16 protein-coding genes are annotated in these 17,885 nt (G+C 69.8%); 13 read left to right on the forward strand and 3 right to left on the reverse strand.

Annotation, left to right across the window (positions count from 1 at the left end):
- Window positions 1–27: 27 nt before the first annotated feature.
- A complete protein-coding gene (gene msrB / locus AB6V29_RS15065; RefSeq protein WP_144781908.1) occupies window positions 28–486 on the reverse strand; it encodes a peptide-methionine (R)-S-oxide reductase MsrB in 459 nt (152 codons plus the stop codon).
- 187 nt (window positions 487–673) lie between these two features.
- Between msrB and AB6V29_RS15070 the strand changes: the two genes are divergently transcribed.
- The 3 genes from AB6V29_RS15070 to AB6V29_RS15080 all read left to right on the forward strand — a co-directional run bounded on the left by AB6V29_RS15070 (window position 674) and on the right by AB6V29_RS15080 (window position 2,728).
- Complete coding sequence (locus AB6V29_RS15070) at window positions 674–1,501, forward strand: SDR family NAD(P)-dependent oxidoreductase (protein WP_369359620.1); 828 nt, start codon at window positions 674–676, stop codon at window positions 1,499–1,501.
- A gap of 59 nt (window positions 1,502–1,560) precedes the next feature.
- Window positions 1,561–2,256 carry a helix-turn-helix transcriptional regulator gene (locus AB6V29_RS15075; protein ID WP_369359622.1) on the forward strand — a complete coding sequence of 232 codons (696 nt, stop codon included), beginning with the start codon at window positions 1,561–1,563 and terminating at the stop codon, window positions 2,254–2,256.
- A 97-nt stretch (window positions 2,257–2,353) separates the two neighbouring features.
- A complete protein-coding gene (locus AB6V29_RS15080) occupies window positions 2,354–2,728 on the forward strand; it encodes a VOC family protein (protein WP_369359624.1) in 375 nt (124 codons plus the stop codon).
- Window positions 2,729–2,745: 17 nt separating this feature from the next.
- Here the strand turns inward: AB6V29_RS15080 and AB6V29_RS15085 are convergent, their stop codons facing one another.
- Window positions 2,746–3,057 (reverse strand): hypothetical protein, encoded by a 312-nt coding sequence (locus AB6V29_RS15085; RefSeq protein ID WP_369359626.1) that lies wholly within the window; start codon window positions 3,055–3,057, stop codon window positions 2,746–2,748.
- Window positions 3,058–3,222: 165 nt separating this feature from the next.
- Here AB6V29_RS15085 and AB6V29_RS15090 point away from each other — a divergent pair, with 165 nt between their 5' ends.
- The 8 genes from AB6V29_RS15090 to AB6V29_RS15125 all read left to right on the forward strand — a co-directional run bounded on the left by AB6V29_RS15090 (window position 3,223) and on the right by AB6V29_RS15125 (window position 14,460).
- Window positions 3,223–4,176 (forward strand): intradiol ring-cleavage dioxygenase, encoded by a 954-nt coding sequence (locus AB6V29_RS15090; RefSeq protein WP_369359628.1) that lies wholly within the window; start codon window positions 3,223–3,225, stop codon window positions 4,174–4,176.
- Between the two features lie 112 nt (window positions 4,177–4,288).
- On the forward strand, window positions 4,289–4,948 hold the full coding sequence (locus tag AB6V29_RS15095) for a G5 domain-containing protein (protein WP_267786811.1): 660 nt from the start codon (window positions 4,289–4,291) through the stop codon (window positions 4,946–4,948).
- 37 nt (window positions 4,949–4,985) lie between these two features.
- Entirely contained in the window at window positions 4,986–5,711 is a 726-nt protein-coding gene (locus AB6V29_RS15100) for a CoA pyrophosphatase (RefSeq protein ID WP_369359630.1), read from the forward strand.
- Between the two features lie 63 nt (window positions 5,712–5,774).
- A complete protein-coding gene (gene pgi / locus AB6V29_RS15105; protein ID WP_369359632.1) occupies window positions 5,775–7,454 on the forward strand; it encodes a glucose-6-phosphate isomerase in 1,680 nt (559 codons plus the stop codon).
- 309 nt (window positions 7,455–7,763) lie between these two features.
- Complete coding sequence (locus tag AB6V29_RS15110; protein ID WP_369359634.1) at window positions 7,764–8,738, forward strand: phospholipase; 975 nt, start codon at window positions 7,764–7,766, stop codon at window positions 8,736–8,738.
- Window positions 8,739–8,828: 90 nt separating this feature from the next.
- The gene (locus tag AB6V29_RS15115) at window positions 8,829–9,407 is read left to right on the forward strand and encodes a PadR family transcriptional regulator (RefSeq protein ID WP_369359636.1); all 579 of its coding nucleotides are present in this window, start codon (window positions 8,829–8,831) and stop codon (window positions 9,405–9,407) included.
- 52 nt (window positions 9,408–9,459) lie between these two features.
- Entirely contained in the window at window positions 9,460–11,157 is a 1,698-nt protein-coding gene (locus tag AB6V29_RS15120; RefSeq protein ID WP_369359638.1) for an ABC1 kinase family protein, read from the forward strand.
- Window positions 11,158–11,445: 288 nt separating this feature from the next.
- Window positions 11,446–14,460 carry a hypothetical protein gene (locus AB6V29_RS15125; protein ID WP_369359640.1) on the forward strand — a complete coding sequence of 1,005 codons (3,015 nt, stop codon included), beginning with the start codon at window positions 11,446–11,448 and terminating at the stop codon, window positions 14,458–14,460.
- 4 nt (window positions 14,461–14,464) lie between these two features.
- Here AB6V29_RS15125 and AB6V29_RS15130 read toward each other — a convergent pair whose 3' ends face one another.
- Window positions 14,465–15,460, reverse strand: coding sequence for a lytic transglycosylase domain-containing protein (locus AB6V29_RS15130; protein ID WP_369359642.1), 996 nt, complete (start codon window positions 15,458–15,460; stop codon window positions 14,465–14,467).
- Between the two features lie 467 nt (window positions 15,461–15,927).
- Between AB6V29_RS15130 and rpsA the strand changes: the two genes are divergently transcribed.
- Both rpsA and AB6V29_RS15140 read left to right on the forward strand, forming a co-directional pair.
- Complete coding sequence (rpsA, locus tag AB6V29_RS15135; RefSeq protein ID WP_058622362.1) at window positions 15,928–17,382, forward strand: 30S ribosomal protein S1; 1,455 nt, start codon at window positions 15,928–15,930, stop codon at window positions 17,380–17,382.
- A 105-nt stretch (window positions 17,383–17,487) separates the two neighbouring features.
- Complete coding sequence (locus AB6V29_RS15140; RefSeq protein WP_307316423.1) at window positions 17,488–17,661, forward strand: hypothetical protein; 174 nt, start codon at window positions 17,488–17,490, stop codon at window positions 17,659–17,661.
- Window positions 17,662–17,885: the final 224 nt, after the last annotated feature.

The raw sequence follows: 17,885 nt of genomic DNA on the forward strand, positions 1-17,885 counted from the left end.
TTTTGCGGTTGCGGAAGGGGAAGAGGTTCATGAGGCCCGGCTCTCGCGGAACAGGGGAAGGTACGCGCCGTAGCCCTGCGCCTCGAGCTCGCTGACGGGCACGAAGCGCATCGCCGCCGAGTTCATGCAGTATCTCAGTCCACCGGCGTCGCGGGGGCCGTCGTCGAACAGGTGCCCGAGGTGGCTGTCGGCGCCGGCGGAGCGCACCTCTGTGCGGGTCATCCAGAGCGATCGGTCGGTCTTGTTCACGACGGCGGCGTCGTCGATGGGCTTGGTGAAGCTCGGCCAGCCCGAGCCGCTTTCGAACTTGTCGGTCGAGGAGAACAGCGGCTGTCCCGATACGACATCGACGTAGATGCCGTCCTCGTGGTTGTCCCAGTACTCGTTGCGGAACGGCGGTTCGGTCGCGTCGTCCTGCGTGACGGCGAACTGGCGGTCGGTGAGGCGGCTGAGCGCCTCCGACGTCTTCCGGTACTCCGTGCTCACGGTGCGTATCCCTTCGTCATGACGCCCTGTGTCGAGCGTCATGGGTAAGAACGCGAGGCCCGCCGGTTTTGGTCCCGCGGGGCTGGGAGCGGGCTGTGAGTTCTCATCGACCCCGGATGCCGAGGGCAAGCCCCGCGGTTCTCATCGGTGCCCGCATTAACGTGGCGCCATCGACCAGGAGGTACGCATGACCCGCACGATCGTCATCACCGGAGCCAGCGACGGCATCGGCGCCGCGTCCGCGAAACAGCTCGCCCAGCTCGGCGAAGAGGTGGTCGTGGTGGGGCGCAACCCCGAGAAGACCGCGCGAGTGGCCCGAACGCTCGGGGTGGAGTCGCTCGTCGCGGACTTCAGCGAGCTGTCTCAGGTGCGCGAGCTCGCGGCATCCCTCCTCGAGCGCTATCCGCGCATCGACGTCCTCGCGAACAACGCCGGCGGGGTGTTCGGGCAGCGCACGCTCACCAAAGACGGGTACGAGATGACCTTCCAGGTGAACCACCTCGCGCCGTTCCTGCTCACGAATCTTCTGCGCGAGCGGCTCGTGGAGTCGCGGGCGTCGGTGATCCAGACCTCGAGCGCCGCGGCGAAGCTGTTCCCGCGGTTCGACGTCGACGACCTGCAGGGCGAGCACCGGTACTCCTCGACCGCGGCCTACGGCAACGCGAAGCTCGCGAACGTACTGTTCACGAAGGAGCTGAACCGTCGCTTCGGCGATGCGGGGCTGTCGGCGGTGGCCTTTCATCCGGGCGTCATCGCCTCGAACTTCGGCTCCACCAGCGATGGGCCGTGGAAGTTCCTCTACGGCGGTCCGCTCGCCCAACGTCTGATGACCTCGACGTCGGTCGGCGGTGCGCGTCTGACGTGGCTCGCCCTCGGAAAGCCCGGCGTGGACTGGGCCCCCGGCGGCTTCTACTCCAACAACAAACAGGCGAAGACCAGCCGCTTGGCGGACGACCCCGTTCTCGCTCGGCAGCTGTGGGAGCGCAGCGAGGTGCTGGTGGGTCTCGACGGCTGATCCCCGTGATCACCCGCCCGCATTGTCGTCCTGCGGGAGACGTGACGCATGATGGGGCAGTGAATCGTACCGATCGCCTCTACGGCCTCGTGGAGGAGCTTCGGGCCGTCTCGCCGCGGCCGCGAAGCGCTCGCCGTCTCGCGGAGAGGTTCGAGGTATCGGTTCGGACCATCGAAAGAGACCTCGCGGCGCTGCAGCAGTCGGGGCTGCCCATCTGGGCGGAGCCGGGCCGCACCGGCGGGTACGTGATCGACGCGTCGGCGACGCTGGGACCGGCGGGGTTCACGCTCGACGAGGCCCTCTCGGTGCTGATCGGGCTCGGCACCCTTCGCCACAGTCCGGTCCGGCATTCGGCCCGGACGGCGATGCGAAAGCTGCTGGCGGTCATGCCGGAAGAAGATGCGGCGCGTGCCAGCGCGCTCGCTTCGCGCGTGCATCTGCTCGAGAGTGAGGATGACGCTGTCGTACCGTCCGAGTTCGCCGCGGCCCTTCGTGCGGACCGTGTCGTTCGCCTTCGATACCAGGACGCCAGCGGCGCAGAATCCACCCGAGACCTCGAACCGTTGGGATCGATCGGCAAGGACGGGCGGTGGTACCTCATCGCGTGGTGCCGCCTGCGCGACGGGGTACGGGCGTTTCGAGGAGACCGGATGCTGTCGATCGAGGTGACGCGAGAGCGACCCCCGCAACGAGCCCTGCGTGCCGCGGACCTCGCGATCCCCTACGGGCGCTTGCGGTCGGTGGTCGAGGGCTGAAACTCGTCGGAGGATTTCGCGAAACACCGACAGGACGGTGTCGCGAGGCTCCGCGAGGCTGGTGCTCTCATCTCGTCGACCCCATCGAAGGAACGCCATGCCGTTTGCCTCCACCCGTATCGTCACCGACGACCTCGACGCTCTCGTCGCCTTCTACGAGCGGGTCACCGGCCAGTCGGCCGAACGCCCCGCCCCCGTCTTCGCGCAGTTCCGAGGCTCCGGCGTGAACCTCGCGATCGCGAGCAGCGCCACCGTCGCGACGCTCGGCGGTGCTGTGGTCCCCGCGACGAATCGATCCGTGCTCATCGAGTTCGAAGTCGCCGACGTCGACGCCGAGTTCGCGAGACTGCGACGGACCGATGACGATGTCGTTCTCGAACCGACCACGATGCCGTGGGGCAACCGGTCCGCACTCGTCCGCGACCCCGACGGCAACGTCGTGAACCTCTTCAGTACGCCCACGGCAAACTAGCCGCGCGTCGGCCTCGCCTACCGGACGCCCGCCCGCGGCGGCGAGACGTTCCAACCGAAGCGCTCGAGAGCGTCGTGCAGACGCCGGGCCTGCGCCCACGCGACCTGCCCCGAGACGTCGGAGTAGATGTCGATGGCGAACGGCGGGGGATCCGCGAACTTCGGGATCTCGACCTCGGCCCACGCGTGCGGGGCGAGCCAGACGCGGGGGCGGGCGGTACCCGCATCTTCGACCCCGCCGTCGGCGGCGAAGGCGATCGCGTCGAGCGCGTCGATCTTGGTGATCGGCATGTTCACGACGAGGGTCACCGCGTGCAGCACTCCGGTCATCGCGCACCTCCCTTCCTCATCCTCACACGCGCGTGTCCGGTGAGGGGCGGGTCTTTCCGACGGGGGATGCCATGTCACAGGCGGCGCACAGGATCGGTGAGGGCGGGGGCAGGCCGCGTTCCCCATCCTCGGGGGAACGCCCGCCTCAACCTTGGAGAACCGACCATGAGCCGCATCCCCGACACCCAGATGACCCCGGAAGGTCCCGCCTTCGAGGGCCGCTTGCTCGACCGAGTCGACGAGCCGGTCGTCGACCAGGGTGCGCCCTTCGACATCCGCACGCTTGTATCCCGCCGTCGTCTCCTGGGACTGTTCGCCGTCGGAGCGGGAACGGCGACCCTCGCGGCGTGCGCGCCCACCGGCACCGCGGCCACCGCGAGCCCCAGCGCGACCGCCCTGAGCGCGCCGTCCCCGAGCACCTCGACGACCGCACCGGCTGTCGCGCTGCCCGCGGGGGAGATCCCGCAAGAGACGGCGGGCCCCTACCCGGGTGACGGCTCGAACGGCGCGGACATCCTCGAAAGGTCAGGGGTCGTGCGCAGCGACCTGCGCTCGAGCCTGGACGGCGGGGCGACCGCGGCGGGCGTGCCCATGACGCTCGACCTCACCATCCTCGACATGGCCAACGGCGACGTCCCCCTCGCCGGGGCTGCGGTGTACGTCTGGCACTGCGACGCCGAGGGAAGATACTCCATGTACTCGTCCGGCATCCAGAACGAGACCTACCTGCGGGGGGTTCAGGTCGTCGGCGCCGACGGAGTCGTCTCCTTCACCTCGATCTTCCCCGCCTGTTACGACGGGCGTTGGCCCCACATCCACTTCGAGGTGTATCCGAACGCGGACGCCATCACCGACGCCGCCAACGCCATCGCGACGTCGCAGGTGGCCCTGCCCGCCGCGACCTGCGACGTCGTCTACGCCGACGCGGCCTACACCTCCTCGGCATCCAACCTCTCCCGCGTCTCCCTCGAGAGCGACAACGTCTTCGGCGACGACGGGGGAGTGCTCGAACTGGCCACGACGACCGGAGACAACGCCACGGGGTGGACGGTCGCCCTCACGGTTCGCGTCGACACCACGACGACGGCGGCCGCGGGGGCGATGCCCGGCGGCCGCTGACCCTGACGCGGCTGGCGCGTGAAAGTCGTGGTTGCCTCGGCGCCTCCGATCTGGTCTGCTGAGCATCAGCATGGCGAAGACGCCGCGCTCCTGTTCTGGGGGGAACACCACGATGACCGTTGCGAACGATCGAATCTCTGCGCGCCTGCGCGCCCACCGACCCCGGCACGTCGCCCTGGGGGTGACGGCGGTCGTCGTGACCGTGCTGCTCGCGGCGGGATGCTCTTCTTCCGTCTCATCCGCCGAGCCGGCGGCCACCGGCGACGCGCGACGCCTCGTGGCGTCGTCGCCCACCGAGACGCCGTCGCCGACACCCGTCGTCGCGGTGTCGGAGCAGACCGTCACGTCCGCCCTGCCCTTCGAACGGACGACGGTGGACGACGGTTCCCTGCCGTCGGGAGAGTCACGCGTGTCGACGGCGGGCGTCGATGGCGAGAAGGTCTCGGTCTACCGCGTGACGACGATCGACGGGGTCGAGTCCGAGCGCGTTCTGCTCAGCGAATCCGTCGGTCGCGCGCCGGTCGCGGAGGTCACCTCGCGAGGAACGTACGTCGCACCCCCTCCGCCCGCGCCGGTCGAAGCGGCATCCGGCGGCGAGGGCTGTGACCCGAACTACGCCGACGCGTGCGTGCCCATCGATTCCGACGTCGACTGCGCGGGTGGGAAGGGCAACGGCCCGTCCTACTTCGACGGTGTCGCCCGGGTCGTCGGTGCCGACGTCTACAAGCTCGATGGCGACGGTGACGGCTTCGCCTGCAACGGGCCGCGCTAAGAACCCGCTGAGCAGAGGCCGCGGCTAGCCTCGATCCATGCCGTCTCCCCGCGCCCAACTCGAAGACCTCCTCGCCCGGGGGCTCGGCGACGTCTCGCCGGCCCTGCGGGCGGTCCCGGTCGAGGGTGAGGCCCGCGCCGCGGCGGTGCTCATCCTGTTCGGGGTCCTCGACGGCATCCCGAGCTCTCGCGAGGCGGTGAACGTGCCCAGCGATCTCGACGTCCTCCTGTTGGCGCGGGCGAGCACCCTGCGCGCCCACCCCGGTCAGGTCGCCTTTCCCGGTGGTCGGGTGGATCCCGGAGATCGGGATGCCGTGGCAGCGGCGCTCCGTGAAGCCCGCGAGGAGACCGGGCTCGATCCGCACGGCGTCGAGGTGCTGGGGACGCTCGATCCGGTGCCGCTGGCGTTCTCTCGGCACGAGGTGACCCCGGTCATCGGCTGGTGGGTCCGACCGACGCCGGTCCGCGCCGTCGACGAAGCGGAGTCCGCCGCGGTCTTCCGAGCCCCCGTGGCCGACCTGCTCGACCCTGCGCGTCGTGGGGTGACCGTCGTCCGGCGTGACGGACGGGAGTGGCGCGGGCCCGCCTTCTCACTGCAGACGGCCCGCGGCCCGCAGACGGTCTGGGGGTTCACGGCGATGCTGCTCGACGGCCTCTTCGATCTTCTCGAGTGGACGGAGCCGTGGGATCACTCGAGAGTGATCGCGCTGCCCGAGGCGATCGCCGGCGGCGGAGGACGTTCCTCGGGCGTGCGTCGCCCGTAGCCCTTCCGGTGTACTTCGTCATCCGCGGCGTGGCGAAGGACGCGGGTCGCTAGCGTGGAACCCGTGACTGCGCCTATCGACCCCACCACCACCTCCGCCTGGTCCCGCCTCAGCGCCCTGCGCGAGGGCTTCACCCCCGATCTGCGCGGCTGGTTCGCCTCCGACGCCGACCGCACTCGCGACCTCACCCGCACGGTCGGCGATCTCCACGTCGACCTGTCGAAGAACCTCGTCACCCCGGAGATCCTCGACGCCCTCGTCGCGCTCGCCGACGAGACCGGTGTGCGCGGGCGTTTCGCCGACATGCTCCGCGGCGCGCACCTAAACACCAGCGAGGACCGCGCCGTGCTGCACACCGCTCTGCGTCGTCCCGCCGGCGCCGAGCCCGCCCTCGTGGTCGACGGCCAGCAGATCGACCACGACGTGCACGAGGTCCTCGACCGCCTGAGCTCTTTCGCCGACCGCGTGCGCTCGGGCGAATGGCGCGGGGTCACCGGTAAGAAGGTGACGACCGTGGTCAACATCGGCATCGGTGGCAGCGACCTCGGACCGGTCATGGTCTACGAGGCTCTCCTTCCCTACGCCGACGCCGGTATCCACGCGCGGTTCGTGTCGAACATCGACCCCACCGACATCGCGCAGAAGACCGCAGACCTCGACCCCGAGACGACACTCTTCGTCGTCGCGTCGAAGACGTTCACCACCCTCGAGACCCTCACCAACGCCCGCCTCGCGCGCGACTGGCTCTGGGCACAGCTCGCCGAGAAGGGCGCGATCGACGATTCGGATGCCGCGCGCACCGACGCCGTGGCCCACCATTTCGTCGCGGTCTCCACCGCCCTCGACAAGGTCTCGGCGTTCGGCATCGACACCGCCAACGCCTTCGGGTTCTGGGACTGGGTGGGGGGACGTTACTCCGTGGATTCCGCGATCGGGCTGTCGCTCGCGGTCGCCCTCGGTCCCGACGTCTTCCGCGAGTTGCTCGCCGGTTTCCACACGGTCGACGAGCACGTGGCATCCACCCCGATCGAGCAGAACGTGCCCATCCTCATGGGGCTCCTGAACGTCTGGTACACGAACTTCCTGGGCGCGCAGTCGCATGCGGTGCTGCCCTACGCGCAGCAGCTGCACCGCTTCGCGGCGTACCTGCAGCAGCTCACGATGGAGTCCAACGGCAAGTCCGTCCGGTGGGATGGCACGCCCGTCACCACGGACACCGGCGAGGTGTTCTGGGGCGAGCCCGGCACGAACGGCCAGCACGCCTTCTACCAGCTCATCCACCAGGGCACGCGGCTCATCCCCGCGGATTTCATCGCCTTCGTAAACCCGGCCTACCCCCGTGCCGATGACGGTCGCGATGTGCACGGTCTCTTCCTGGCGAACTTCCTCGCGCAGACCAAGGCGCTGGCCTTCGGCAAGACCGCCGAAGAGGTGGAGGCAGAGGGAACCCGGGGAGCACTCGTCGCAGCCCGCACGTTCCCGGGCAACCGCCCGACGACCTCGATCTTCGCTCCTTCCCTCACCCCCTCCGTGCTCGGACAACTGATCGCGCTCTACGAGCACATCACCTTCACTCAGGGCACGATCTGGGGCATCAACTCCTTCGACCAGTGGGGTGTCGAACTCGGCAAGCAGCTCGCCCTCCAGATCGCCCCCGCGATCGAGGGCGACGACGAGGCCCTGGCCGCGCAGGACTCCTCGACCCGAGCGCTCCTCGACTACTACCGGGCTCACCGCGGCTAGTCCGCAAAACGCTCTGCGTGGGCGAGAGCCTTCGCAAAGAGGCCGATTCGGCGAGAAGTTTTCCTCGTCGGGTCGGCCTCTTGCCGACTGGGCTCGACGCCCCGTCGATGTTGCGGCGTCGTAGCGCGCGCGTTTTCCTCGAATCACCTGGTGAGGGGGGTAATTCTGCTGCTTTCCGGCTCGCGCGGATGTCGCGCGGAATCGCGGTCGTCGGCGACGTGTCCCACCGCGGCCCGGCCCCTACGCTCCCACCGGTCTTCCAGGTAACGAAAAGATAACGTCCAGAACCAGCACCCACACTCGGGGCCCGTGCCGACCCGACGGCGCGACAGCGTGCTCGATCCCGACGAGCGCGCCCTCGACGAAAGATCTCCCTTGCTGCGTTCCGATATAAAGCTCACCCACGTCAACCGCGCCAGGCGCACCCTCGTCACGGCGGCGACCTGTGCCGGTCTCGCCTTCGGCACGGTCGCCACGACCGGTCTCGCGATGGCCGCGCCCCTGTCGCTCCCCGACGCGTCGGCGTCCTCGTTCTCCGCTCCCAGCACGTCCGTGCCCGTCTCGACGGCGCCCACCCTGGACGCCGTCAGCACCGGGGCGAGCGCCGCCCTCGACGGAGCGCAGACGGCGCTCTCGAGCGCGAGCACCGTGCAGTCCGACGTCGCCGCGACCGGTCTCCCGCTCTCGATCGGCGACGCGTCCATCGACACGAGCGCGCTGCAGGATGCCGTGGACCGCCTCAACTCGCGAGATCTGCTCCCCGTGCTGCTCGTGCCCGCGTTGAGTCAGAACGCCCAGGCCGAGACGGAGCGCGTCAACGCTCGCGTGGCGGAGGTCAGTGGGAGCCTCGACCAGGCCAAGGCCGACAAGGCCGCCGCCGACGCCGCCGCCGAGGCTCAGCGCCAGGCCGAGGCCGCCGCTGCCGCAGAAGCTCAGCGTCAGGCCGACGCCGCGGCCGCGCTGGCACGCGTCAACACCACCGAGGGTGCGAAGGCGTACGCGGCCCAACTCGCCTCCGAGAAGTACGGGTGGGGGAGCGATCAGTTCTCCTGCCTGTCGTCGCTGTGGACCAAGGAGTCCGGCTGGAACTACCAGGCCTACAACAACGACGGCGGCGCTACGGGCATCCCGCAGGCGCTCCCCGGCAGCAAGATGGCGACGTTCGGTGCCGACTGGAAGACCAACGCCGCCACCCAGATCGCCTGGGGTCTCGATTACATCTCGCGCGGTTACGGTGCCCCGTGCAGCGCCTGGGGTCACTCGCAGGCGATGAACTGGTACTGAGAATCCCCTCGAAGACGACCCCCGATCGCGCTCAGCGATATATCGTTATATATCGCTGGCCCAGATCGGGTCCGCGCGAAGGAGGTCGTCATGAGTGGTTCATTCCTGGGAGACGCGTTCGGCGGACGCGGTGGCAACAACACCCCCGGCTGGCCGATGTCCAACATCCTCGAGGGTCTCGAGCAGTTGCGCGCGCAGTTCGAGCAGAAGACCAGTTCCACGCCCCGCATGAACAAGGGCGACGTGCGCTCGGCGGTTCTGTCGTTGCTGCTCGAGCAGCCCATGCACGGGTACCAGATCATCCGCGAGATCGAGGATCGCAGCGGTGGGTCCTGGAAGCCGAGCCCGGGCTCGGTCTACCCCACGCTGCAGTTGCTGACCGACGAGGGTCTCGTGGAGGCCGAGGAATCAAGCGGCCGCAAGACCTATTCGCTCACCGCCGAAGGCCGTGCCGCCGCCGGCGACGAGACCACCGAGCGCACCGCCCCGTGGGAGTCGGCCGGTTCGCGTGACGGCGGGCGCATGACGGCGCTCCCCAAGGCGGGCGTCGAGCTGGCCCAGGCCGCGGCCCAGGTCGCACGCACGGGCGACAAAGAGCAGGTGGCGCAAGCCGTCGAGATCCTCGACGAGGCCCGCCGTAAGCTCTACTCCATCCTCGCCCAGGGTTGAGGTCACGCCCGCTCGACGGGGGCTCCACGCCCGTCGGCATCCAGGAGAACCGATGACCGACGACGCCCTCATGAAAGCCCGCTACCGGCGGATCACCCGTTTCGCGGCGCGCTATCTGGTGCAGGCCTGGTGGTTCGAGCTCTTTCTGCCGCGGTTCGGTCTCGGGTGGATCTCCGCCCGGGGCCGCACCCGGCGGCTCGAACGCATCGCTCAGCGCTTCCACGTGCTGGCGGTCGACCTGGGCGGTCTGATGATCAAGGTCGGCCAGTTCATGTCGTCGCGCCTCGACGTCCTGCCGCCCTCCATCACGAAGCAGCTGGAAGGCCTTCAAGACGAAGTGCCCGCGGTCCCGTTCGCGCAGATGCGCGCCCGCGCAGAACAAGAGCTCGGCATGCCTCTGGAGCGCGCCTTCGCGAGCGTCGACGAAGGGCCTCTCGCCGCAGCGTCGCTGGGCCAGGCGCACCGCGCCGTGCTGACGGAGGATCTCGCCGCCGAGACCGGCCTGAGCGCCGTGGTCCTGAAGATCCAGCGCCCCGGCATCGACCGCATCGTCGATGTCGACCTGCGCGCCCTGCGCAAGGTCGGCGTGTGGCTCAGCAAGGTCGCCTTGGTGCGCGACCGTGTCGACATGCCCTCGCTCGTCGAGGAGTTCGCCGTCACGAGCCTCGAAGAGATCGACTACCTCCACGAGGCCGCGAACTCCGAGCGTTTCGCCGCCGACTTCGGGGGAGAGGGCGGTGTCGCCGTCCCCGAGGTCGTGTGGGAGCGCACGACCCGCCGCGTCCTGACCCTGCAGGACGTCACGGCGATCAAGATCAACGACGTCGATGCACTGCGCGCCGCGGGCATCGATCCGGCCGAGGTGGCCGCACGTTTCGCGCAGGTCATGTTCGACCAGCTCTTCGACGACGGCTTCTTCCACGCCGACCCGCATCCCGGCAACGTCTTCGTCACCCCCCTTCCCGGGACGACGGATGCCGGCACCCCGGCTTGGCGGTTCACGTTCATCGACTTCGGCATGATGGGAGAAGTCCCGCCGAGCCTGCGCCGTGGGCTCCGCCGAGTGCTCATCGCGGCCGCCTCCCGTGACGGCAAGGGCCTGGTCGACGGCATCCGCGATGTGGGCGTCCTGCTGCCCTCGGCCGACACGATCCAACTCGAGCGGGCGATGACGCAGCTCTTCTCACGCTTCGGTGGCATGGGCTTCGCCGAACTGCAAGAGGTCGATCCGCGCGAGTTCCGCTCATTCGCGATCGAGTTCGGCGACGTCGTGCGGTCGCTGCCGTTCCAGTTGCCCGAGAACTTCCTGCTGATCGTGCGCGCGATGTCGCTCACGAGCGGCATGTGCAGCGCCCTCGATCCGGCCTTCAACATCTGGGATGCCGTCGAGCCCTACGCCCAGCGCCTCATCCGCGAAGAGAGCGGCAATACCGCGCAGGCGTTCGTCCGCGAGGTCGGAGCGGTCGCTGCGGTGACCGCGCGCCTCCCGCGTCGCGCCGATAACCTCATCTCGCGGTTCGAAGACGGATCGGTCTCGGTGCATACTCCGCGCATCGAACGGCGCATGCGCGATCTCGAGCGCATGGTGCGCCGGGTGGTGTCGTCGGTGCTGTTCACGGGCCTGCTCATCGGCGGGGTGCTGCTGCAGTCCGAGCAGGCGGTGCTGGGGACGATCCTCATGGTCGTGTCGATCGCGCCGCTCTCGCACGCCCTGCTGGCCGGGTGGGTCGCTCGACGCAACGGCGCCTGACGGGGTCGGAGCCGCGTGGGACGGCGAAGGATGCCGCCCGGCTCAGCGCCCGTCGAACATGCCCAGAAGCGTGACGACGCCGAAGAACACCGGGATGCCGGAGACCGCCGTTCCGACCATGAACGACGAGACCACGCGCACGTTCGCCCACCACCCGTGGCGGGGTGGTCGGCAGCTCCCGCCGCACGTCGTCGTCGGCAGCGTCGAGCCACCGAAGGTCCACGGGTCGTCCTCTCCGGCGGGTGTCGGTCCGCCCGCCCGCCGGGGGCCCCTCCCTAGACTGGCGCGGTGTCGACCGAATCACGCCGTCCCCTGTCGGCGTGGCGATTCGACGGAACGCTCCGGGCCTACCAGCGCGCCGCGCTCGACCGTGTCGACGTCGACGCGGGGGAGCCGCTGCACCTCGTCGCCCCGCCGGGTGCCGGGAAGACTCTGCTCGGGCTCCTCCTCGCCGCACGCCGGGGGCGCCGCACCGTGGTCTTCGCGCCCACGACGGCCATCCGGGCGCAGTGGGTGGGCGCTGCCCGCGTGCTGGCGAACGATGACGCCGCCGTGTCGGACGACCCCGACCGCCCCGCCGACCTCACCGCCCTGACGTACCAGGCGATCAGCGTGGTCGACTCCAGCGAACCCTTCGCGGCCCTGGCGCGCGCCCGCTGGGTCGACGAGCTGATCGCCGACGATCGCACTCCCGACCAGGCCGAGGGATGGCTCGAGGCGCTCAGCCAGAGCAATGCCGCGGCGTACGGCCGTGGCATCCGCTCTCGTTCCCGCGCTCTTCGGCGCACTCTGGCGAGACAGGATGCCGCCGCGCTCACGGCCGCTCTGCACCCGCGATCGCGCGAGCTGTTGGAGCGCCTGGTCGAGGCGGGGGTCGAGACCATCGTCCTCGACGAGTGCCACCACCTCCTCGATCACTGGGCGCTGGTGGTCGCGGCGCTCGTCGCGCGGTCGCGCGCGGTGGGTCGGGAGCCGCTCGTGATCGGACTCACGGCCACACTTCCTTCGCCCGAGGATGCGAACGAATACGAGAACTACGTCTCGTTGCTGGGCGAGGTCGATCTCGAGGTTCCCGTGCCGGCCGTCGTGCGCGAGGGCGATCTCGCGCCGTACCGCGACCTCGTCCACGTGGTCGAACCGACGGGTGAGGAGAGGGCGTTCCTCTCCGCCCACGCCGAAGCTCTCGCCGAGGCGCTGCGGACGACCTTCGCGGTGGGCGCCGGGAGAGAGTTCCTCCGCGCGGTGCTCCAGCCGCCGGCCCCTTCCGCCCCCGCGGATCCCCTCGAACCGCCCGTCGAGGGAGTCTCGGCCCCGGCCCCGGTCGCTCCCGCGGGGAGGAGCGCGGTCGACGGTGCGGAGATCGAGCCCCCGCCGCCCGCCGCCGAGTCGTCCGACCCCGATGCCGCGGTCGATGCCGCTCTCTCGGCGGCCTTCGCCGTCGACTTCGCCGGTGCCGAGGCCGCCGCGGCGATGTTCTCCGTCGTCGCGCCCGACGACCCGCTCACCGCTCGTCTTCCCGCCGTGGCGCGACGTGCGCCCACGACCGAGGAGACGCTGCGCCTCCTGGGTCGATATGCCCTGGACCGGGTTCTCCCCGACCCCGCGCGCGCCGACGATTGGCGCCGGCTGCGCCGCCTGCTCGCCGATTTCGGCTTCGCCCTGACCGACCGCGGGGTGCGGCGCACCCGCGACCCGATCGACACGGTCCTCGCGTCCTCCCTCTCGAAGGACAGGGGAGCGTGCGACATCCTCGCCCGCGAGCGCACCGAGCTCGGCGACCGCCTCCGCGCCCTCGTCGTGACCGATTACGTCACCCACGGCAACGTCCACGGGGGGCTCCTGGGCTCGGCCGGCGCCGTCCGCACGTTCTCGATCGTGGCGACGGATGCCGTCACCTCGGCGCTGCGCGCGATCCTCGTCACGTCCTCGACGGTGCGCGTCGCCGTCCGCCACGCGGACACGCTGCTTCCGGCGCTCACGCGCGAGCTCGGCGTCCCGGTGACGGGGGAGCCCTGCCCCGACGATGTGGCCGTCCTCGAGGTGCGGGGGACCACGGGGTCGGGTGTGGTCGGTGCCGTCTCCCGGCTGCTCGCCGACGGCTCGCTCGAGGTGGTCGTGGGCACGCGCGGTCTGTTCGGCGAAGGCTGGGACTGCCCGGCGGTGAACACCCTGATCGACCTCACGGCGGTGGCGACGGCGTCAGCGACGCAGCAGTTGCGGGGCCGTACGCTGCGACGCGATCCGAGCTGGCCCGAGAAGGTCGCCCACAACTGGACGGTCTCGGCGCTTCTGCCGCCCGGCTCGCCCCTCGACGCGCAACCGGATGCCGCCCGCCTCCGTCGCAAGCACGCAGGCTTGTGGGGACTCGACGCCGACCACCCCGACCGCATCGTCCGCGGGCTGCCGGCGGCGCTGGGGCGCGAACGTCGTCGTGCGCTCGACGAGGTGCTCGAGAAGGCCCCCGGTGCGTCGCTGGAGCGTGTCGACGCCCTGACCTCGGTTCCGCCGCGGAACGAGACGCGATCCGCCTGGCGCATCGGCTCCCCGTACGACGATCGCGAGGAGCTCTCCGCGGTGGTCGAGCGCCCGGCCCGCACGCCGGTCTTCTCGACGTCGGTGCGGGCCGAGCGTGCCCTCGGCGGGTGGCTCGGAGTATCGGCGGGAGCGCCGGCGGCGATGCTCGCGTTGTCGTTCTTCCTGCCACCCGTCGCGGGAGTCGCGGTGGGGGGAGTCAGCATCCTGATCGGTGCCGTCATGGCCGTGCCCCTGTTCTCCGCGTGGCGTCGCACGCGTCGGCAGGCTCGGGATGCCGCGGCGACGCTGCGGAACATGGCGCGTGTGGTGTGGACGGCGCTGTCCGAGAGTGGGCGCGTCCGGTCCCCGCTCGCGGTGCCCGTCTGGGAGCGAGAGCGGAGGGATGCCGATGGCACCCGCGCCGAGATCCGGATGGCGGACGCGAGCCTTGCCGATCAGAGGACGTTCGGGATCGCCCTGGAGGAGCTGTGCGGTCCGATTCGGACGCCGCGCTTCGTGCTGGAGGTCGATCGCGGCGGAGGGCCGTGGTGGGTGCGCGGCGTCCTCGAGCGCGCGGGACGCTCCGGGTCGCGGCAGTTCGTCGCCGTGCCTTCCGAGATCGGTCGTCGTCGGGCGGACGCTCTCCGCTTTCACGGCGCCTGGCAGGTGCACGTGGGTCCGGCCGTCCTGCACGAGCTCAACGGTCCCGAGAACCTCTCGCTGCTCGCAGAAGCGCGCCGCACCGGAGGGTTCTCCGGAGCGGCGCGCTCGATGATGCGGTGGAGCTGAGGGCTCAGTACCAGCCGGTCGACTGCGAGTGGCCCCACGCGCCGCACGGCGTGCCGTAGCGGCCCGAGATGTACCCGAGGCCCCACGACACCTGGGTGGCCGCGTTGGTCTGCCAGTCGGCACCGGCGGACGACATCTTGCTGCCGGGGAGAGCCTGCGGGATGCCGTAGGCGCCGCTACCGGAGTTGTAGGCCTTGTAGTTCCAGCCCGACTCCTTGTTCCACAGCGACACGAGGCACGACATCTGGTCGTCGCCCCAGCCGCGGCTGGCGAGCATGTCGCGAGCAGCGGCCTGAGCACCCGCGACGCTGTTGTCGCCCGATCCGCCGCCTGTGGGAATGGGGGCCGACGATCCGCCGCCTCCACCGCTGTTGGAGCCCGACGACGACTCGGTCTTCTCCGCGGCCGCCTTGTCTGCGGCGGCCTTCGCGGCAGCAGCGGCCTCGGCCTCCTGTCGTGCCTTCTCGGCGGCCTCTTCTTCGGCCTTCTTGGCGACGGCGGCGTCAAGGCCGCCGCGCAGCTCCGCCACGCGCTGGTCGACCGAGGCGGTGGCCGCGGTGACGTCGTGGGCGAGGGCGGGAAGGAAGGTCTCGGGAAGCGCGGACGCCGCCTCCAGACGATCCGTCGCGTGCTGCAAAGCGGTGGTGTCGACCGTGGCGGGCTGGCCGATGTCGAGACCGGATGCCGCGATGTCCTTCTGCACGGCGGCGGCAGCCTGGATCGAGGTCGAGGCCGCGGTTTCGGCGGTCTTCGCCTGGGTCTTCTCGGGACCGGGACTGGCGGCGAGGACCGTGGGAGTGATCGAGGAGGCGAGAGAGAACGTCGCCGTGGACAGGTCTGCGGGGGAAGCCGTGGCAGCCGGCGCGGTGCCGGTGAGAGCCGCAGCCGCGACGACGCCGAGCACGAGCGTGCCCACCGTCGTCACGGGGCGACGACGAGTGCGGCGGGCGGCGAGGCGGCGGTCACGACGATTGGTGGGGGGCGTCGAGTCAGAGCGCATAAAACCGGTTTCACGTGAGGGAGGACGGTGCGGGTGTCACCGTCCGACCCGCGTTCAGCGGGCACAAGACGGGGAGCCTGGCACGTGTTTCTGGACGCCACCTGGGCAGACCGCCTCAAACCGGCCAGACAAAAGCGCCGATCCGAGGCGAATCGCTCGCCCGAAGCTCCCGGTGCCTCAGGCTCCGTCCGTCACCGTCGCCAGGGTCGGGTGTCCCCGTACGACGTGCCCGACGGCGGGTGCGCGGAGCCCGCGACCACGCGCCAGGCGCGGTGCGTTAGACTGGGGTGTCACATCTGGGTTCGTCTGTCTGGCGGGCCCGTGGCATCGCACAAACAATCCGCTTCGCTTCGACTCGTGGTTGGAGTTCGCCCTCGGGCGGCGCCAGCCCGACGGCCCCCGGTCTTCGGACCGACGGGTACAGGAGTCGGAGCCCGACACCACACCCAACTAGGACAACCCACTACATGACTACCGCAACGACCGCCCCGGCTATCAAGCAGGTCGCGATCAACGACATCGGCTCGGCCGAAGACTTCCTGGCCGCGGTCGAGAAGACGCTCAAGTTCTTCAACGACGGCGACCTCATCGAAGGCACCGTGGTGAAGATCGACCGCGACGAGGTCCTCCTCGACGTCGGTTACAAGACCGAGGGCGTCATCCCCTCCCGCGAGCTCTCGATCAAGCACGACGTCGACCCCAACGAGGTCGTCAACGTCGGCGATCACGTCGAGGCCCTCGTTCTCCAGAAGGAGGACAAGGAAGGCCGCCTCATCCTGTCCAAGAAGCGCGCGCAGTACGAGCGTGCGTGGGGCGACGTCGAGAAGATCAAGGAGAACGACGGTGTTGTCACCGGTTCCGTGATCGAGGTCGTCAAGGGTGGCCTCATCGTCGACATCGGCCTCCGTGGCTTCCTCCCGGCCTCGCTCATCGAGCTGCGCCGCGTCCGCGACCTCACGCCGTACCTCGGCCAGGAGATCGAGGCGAAGATCCTCGAGCTCGACAAGAACCGCAACAACGTCGTGCTTTCGCGCCGCGCCCTGCTCGAGCAGACGCAGTCCGAGTCGCGCACCACGTTCCTCAACAACCTCCACAAGGGCCAGGTCCGCAAGGGCACGGTCTCGTCGATCGTCAACTTCGGTGCGTTCGTCGACCTGGGTGGCGTCGACGGTCTCGTCCACGTCTCCGAGCTCTCCTGGAAGCACATCGAGCACGCCTCCGAGGTCGTCGAGGTGGGCCAGGAGGTCACCGTCGAGATCCTCGAGGTCGACCTCGACCGCGAGCGCGTGTCGCTCTCGCTCAAGGCGACGCAGGAAGACCCGTGGCAGGTGTTCGCCCGTACCCACGCGATCGGCCAGATCGCTCCGGGCAAGGTCACCAAGCTCGTTCCGTTCGGTGCGTTCGTCCGCGTGGCCGACGGCATCGAGGGCCTCGTGCACATCTCCGAGCTGTCGGGTAAGCACGTCGAGCTCGCCGAGCAGGTCGTGTCGGTCGGCGAAGAGGTCTTCGTCAAGATCATCGACATCGATCTCGAGCGTCGCCGCATCTCGCTGTCGCTGAAGCAGGCCAACGAGTCGGTCGACCCCAACGGCACCGAGTTCGACCCGGCGCTGTACGGCATGGCCACCGAGTACGACGAGCGTGGCGAGTACAAGTACCCCGAGGGCTTCGACCCCGAGTCGGGTGCGTGGCTCGAGGGCTTCGACACTCAGCGCGAAGCATGGGAGCAGGAGTACGCCGCTGCCCAGGGTCGCTGGGAGGCTCACAAGGCTGCCGTCGCCAAGGCCCTCGAGGCCGAGGCAGCCAACCCGACGGACACCGGTTCGTTCGGTGGATCCTTCTCGTCCGAGTCGCCCGCCCAGGGCACCCTCGCCGACGACGAGTCGCTGGCTGCGCTTCGCGAGAAGCTCTCCGGTCGCTGATCCGTCCCGCACTGAAGGCCGGTACCTCCTCGGAGGTGCCGGCCTTCGGTCGTTTCCGGGCGCAAGCCCTGGTGAACGAGCGGGGGATCAGGGCAGGATGAAGACATGGCTTCTCGACTTCCGCTCCTGATCACCCTCGCCGGCGTGGCCGTGCTCTTCCTGTCGATCGCGTTCGTCTTCGCTCTGGTCATCGGCGCGATGTTCTTCGGCGGGATCGAGTTCACCGGGGGACACGCGGATGCCATGACCTCGTCGTCGACATGGACGCTCGTCGCCTGACCGTCATACCGTTCCCGCGGTTCGGCCCGGACGACCTGGAAGGTCACGCCGGGCCGTCGACGTTTCCGCAGGATTCCGCGCCTGCGGTCCGGCGACACGCCCGAGATGTGCCCGGATTCGACGGGTCGGTCGTTCCCGCGTAACTTATTACCTGTTCGCCCCACAGGGGAGAGCGGAGAGGCCGGAAGGCCCCGCTTCGTCTCAAGTGGCGGACTGTCCAGAAC

Origin of the sequence: Microbacterium sp. 20-116, assembly GCF_041079415.1 — a bacterium.
Classification (GTDB): Bacteria; Actinomycetota; Actinomycetes; order Actinomycetales; family Microbacteriaceae; genus Microbacterium.

What these genes read in the sequence shown, in the direction of transcription:
- AB6V29_RS15070 (WP_369359620.1), top strand. Translation starts at nt 674, where the DNA reads ATGACCCGCACGATCGTCATCACCGGAGCCAGCGACGGCATCGGCGCC.
- AB6V29_RS15080 (WP_369359624.1), top strand. Translation starts at nt 2,354, where the DNA reads ATGCCGTTTGCCTCCACCCGTATCGTCACCGACGACCTCGACGCTCTC.
- AB6V29_RS15085 (WP_369359626.1), bottom strand. Translation starts at nt 3,057, where the DNA reads ATGACCGGAGTGCTGCACGCGGTGACCCTCGTCGTGAACATGCCGATC.
- AB6V29_RS15090 (WP_369359628.1), top strand. Translation starts at nt 3,223, where the DNA reads ATGAGCCGCATCCCCGACACCCAGATGACCCCGGAAGGTCCCGCCTTC.
- AB6V29_RS15095 (WP_267786811.1), top strand. Translation starts at nt 4,289, where the DNA reads ATGACCGTTGCGAACGATCGAATCTCTGCGCGCCTGCGCGCCCACCGA.
- AB6V29_RS15100 (WP_369359630.1), top strand. Translation starts at nt 4,986, where the DNA reads ATGCCGTCTCCCCGCGCCCAACTCGAAGACCTCCTCGCCCGGGGGCTC.
- AB6V29_RS15115 (WP_369359636.1), top strand. Translation starts at nt 8,829, where the DNA reads ATGAGTGGTTCATTCCTGGGAGACGCGTTCGGCGGACGCGGTGGCAAC.
- AB6V29_RS15120 (WP_369359638.1), top strand. Translation starts at nt 9,460, where the DNA reads ATGACCGACGACGCCCTCATGAAAGCCCGCTACCGGCGGATCACCCGT.
- AB6V29_RS15130 (WP_369359642.1), bottom strand. Translation starts at nt 15,460, where the DNA reads ATGCGCTCTGACTCGACGCCCCCCACCAATCGTCGTGACCGCCGCCTC.
- rpsA (WP_058622362.1), top strand. Translation starts at nt 15,928, where the DNA reads ATGACTACCGCAACGACCGCCCCGGCTATCAAGCAGGTCGCGATCAAC.
- AB6V29_RS15140 (WP_307316423.1), top strand. Translation starts at nt 17,488, where the DNA reads ATGGCTTCTCGACTTCCGCTCCTGATCACCCTCGCCGGCGTGGCCGTG.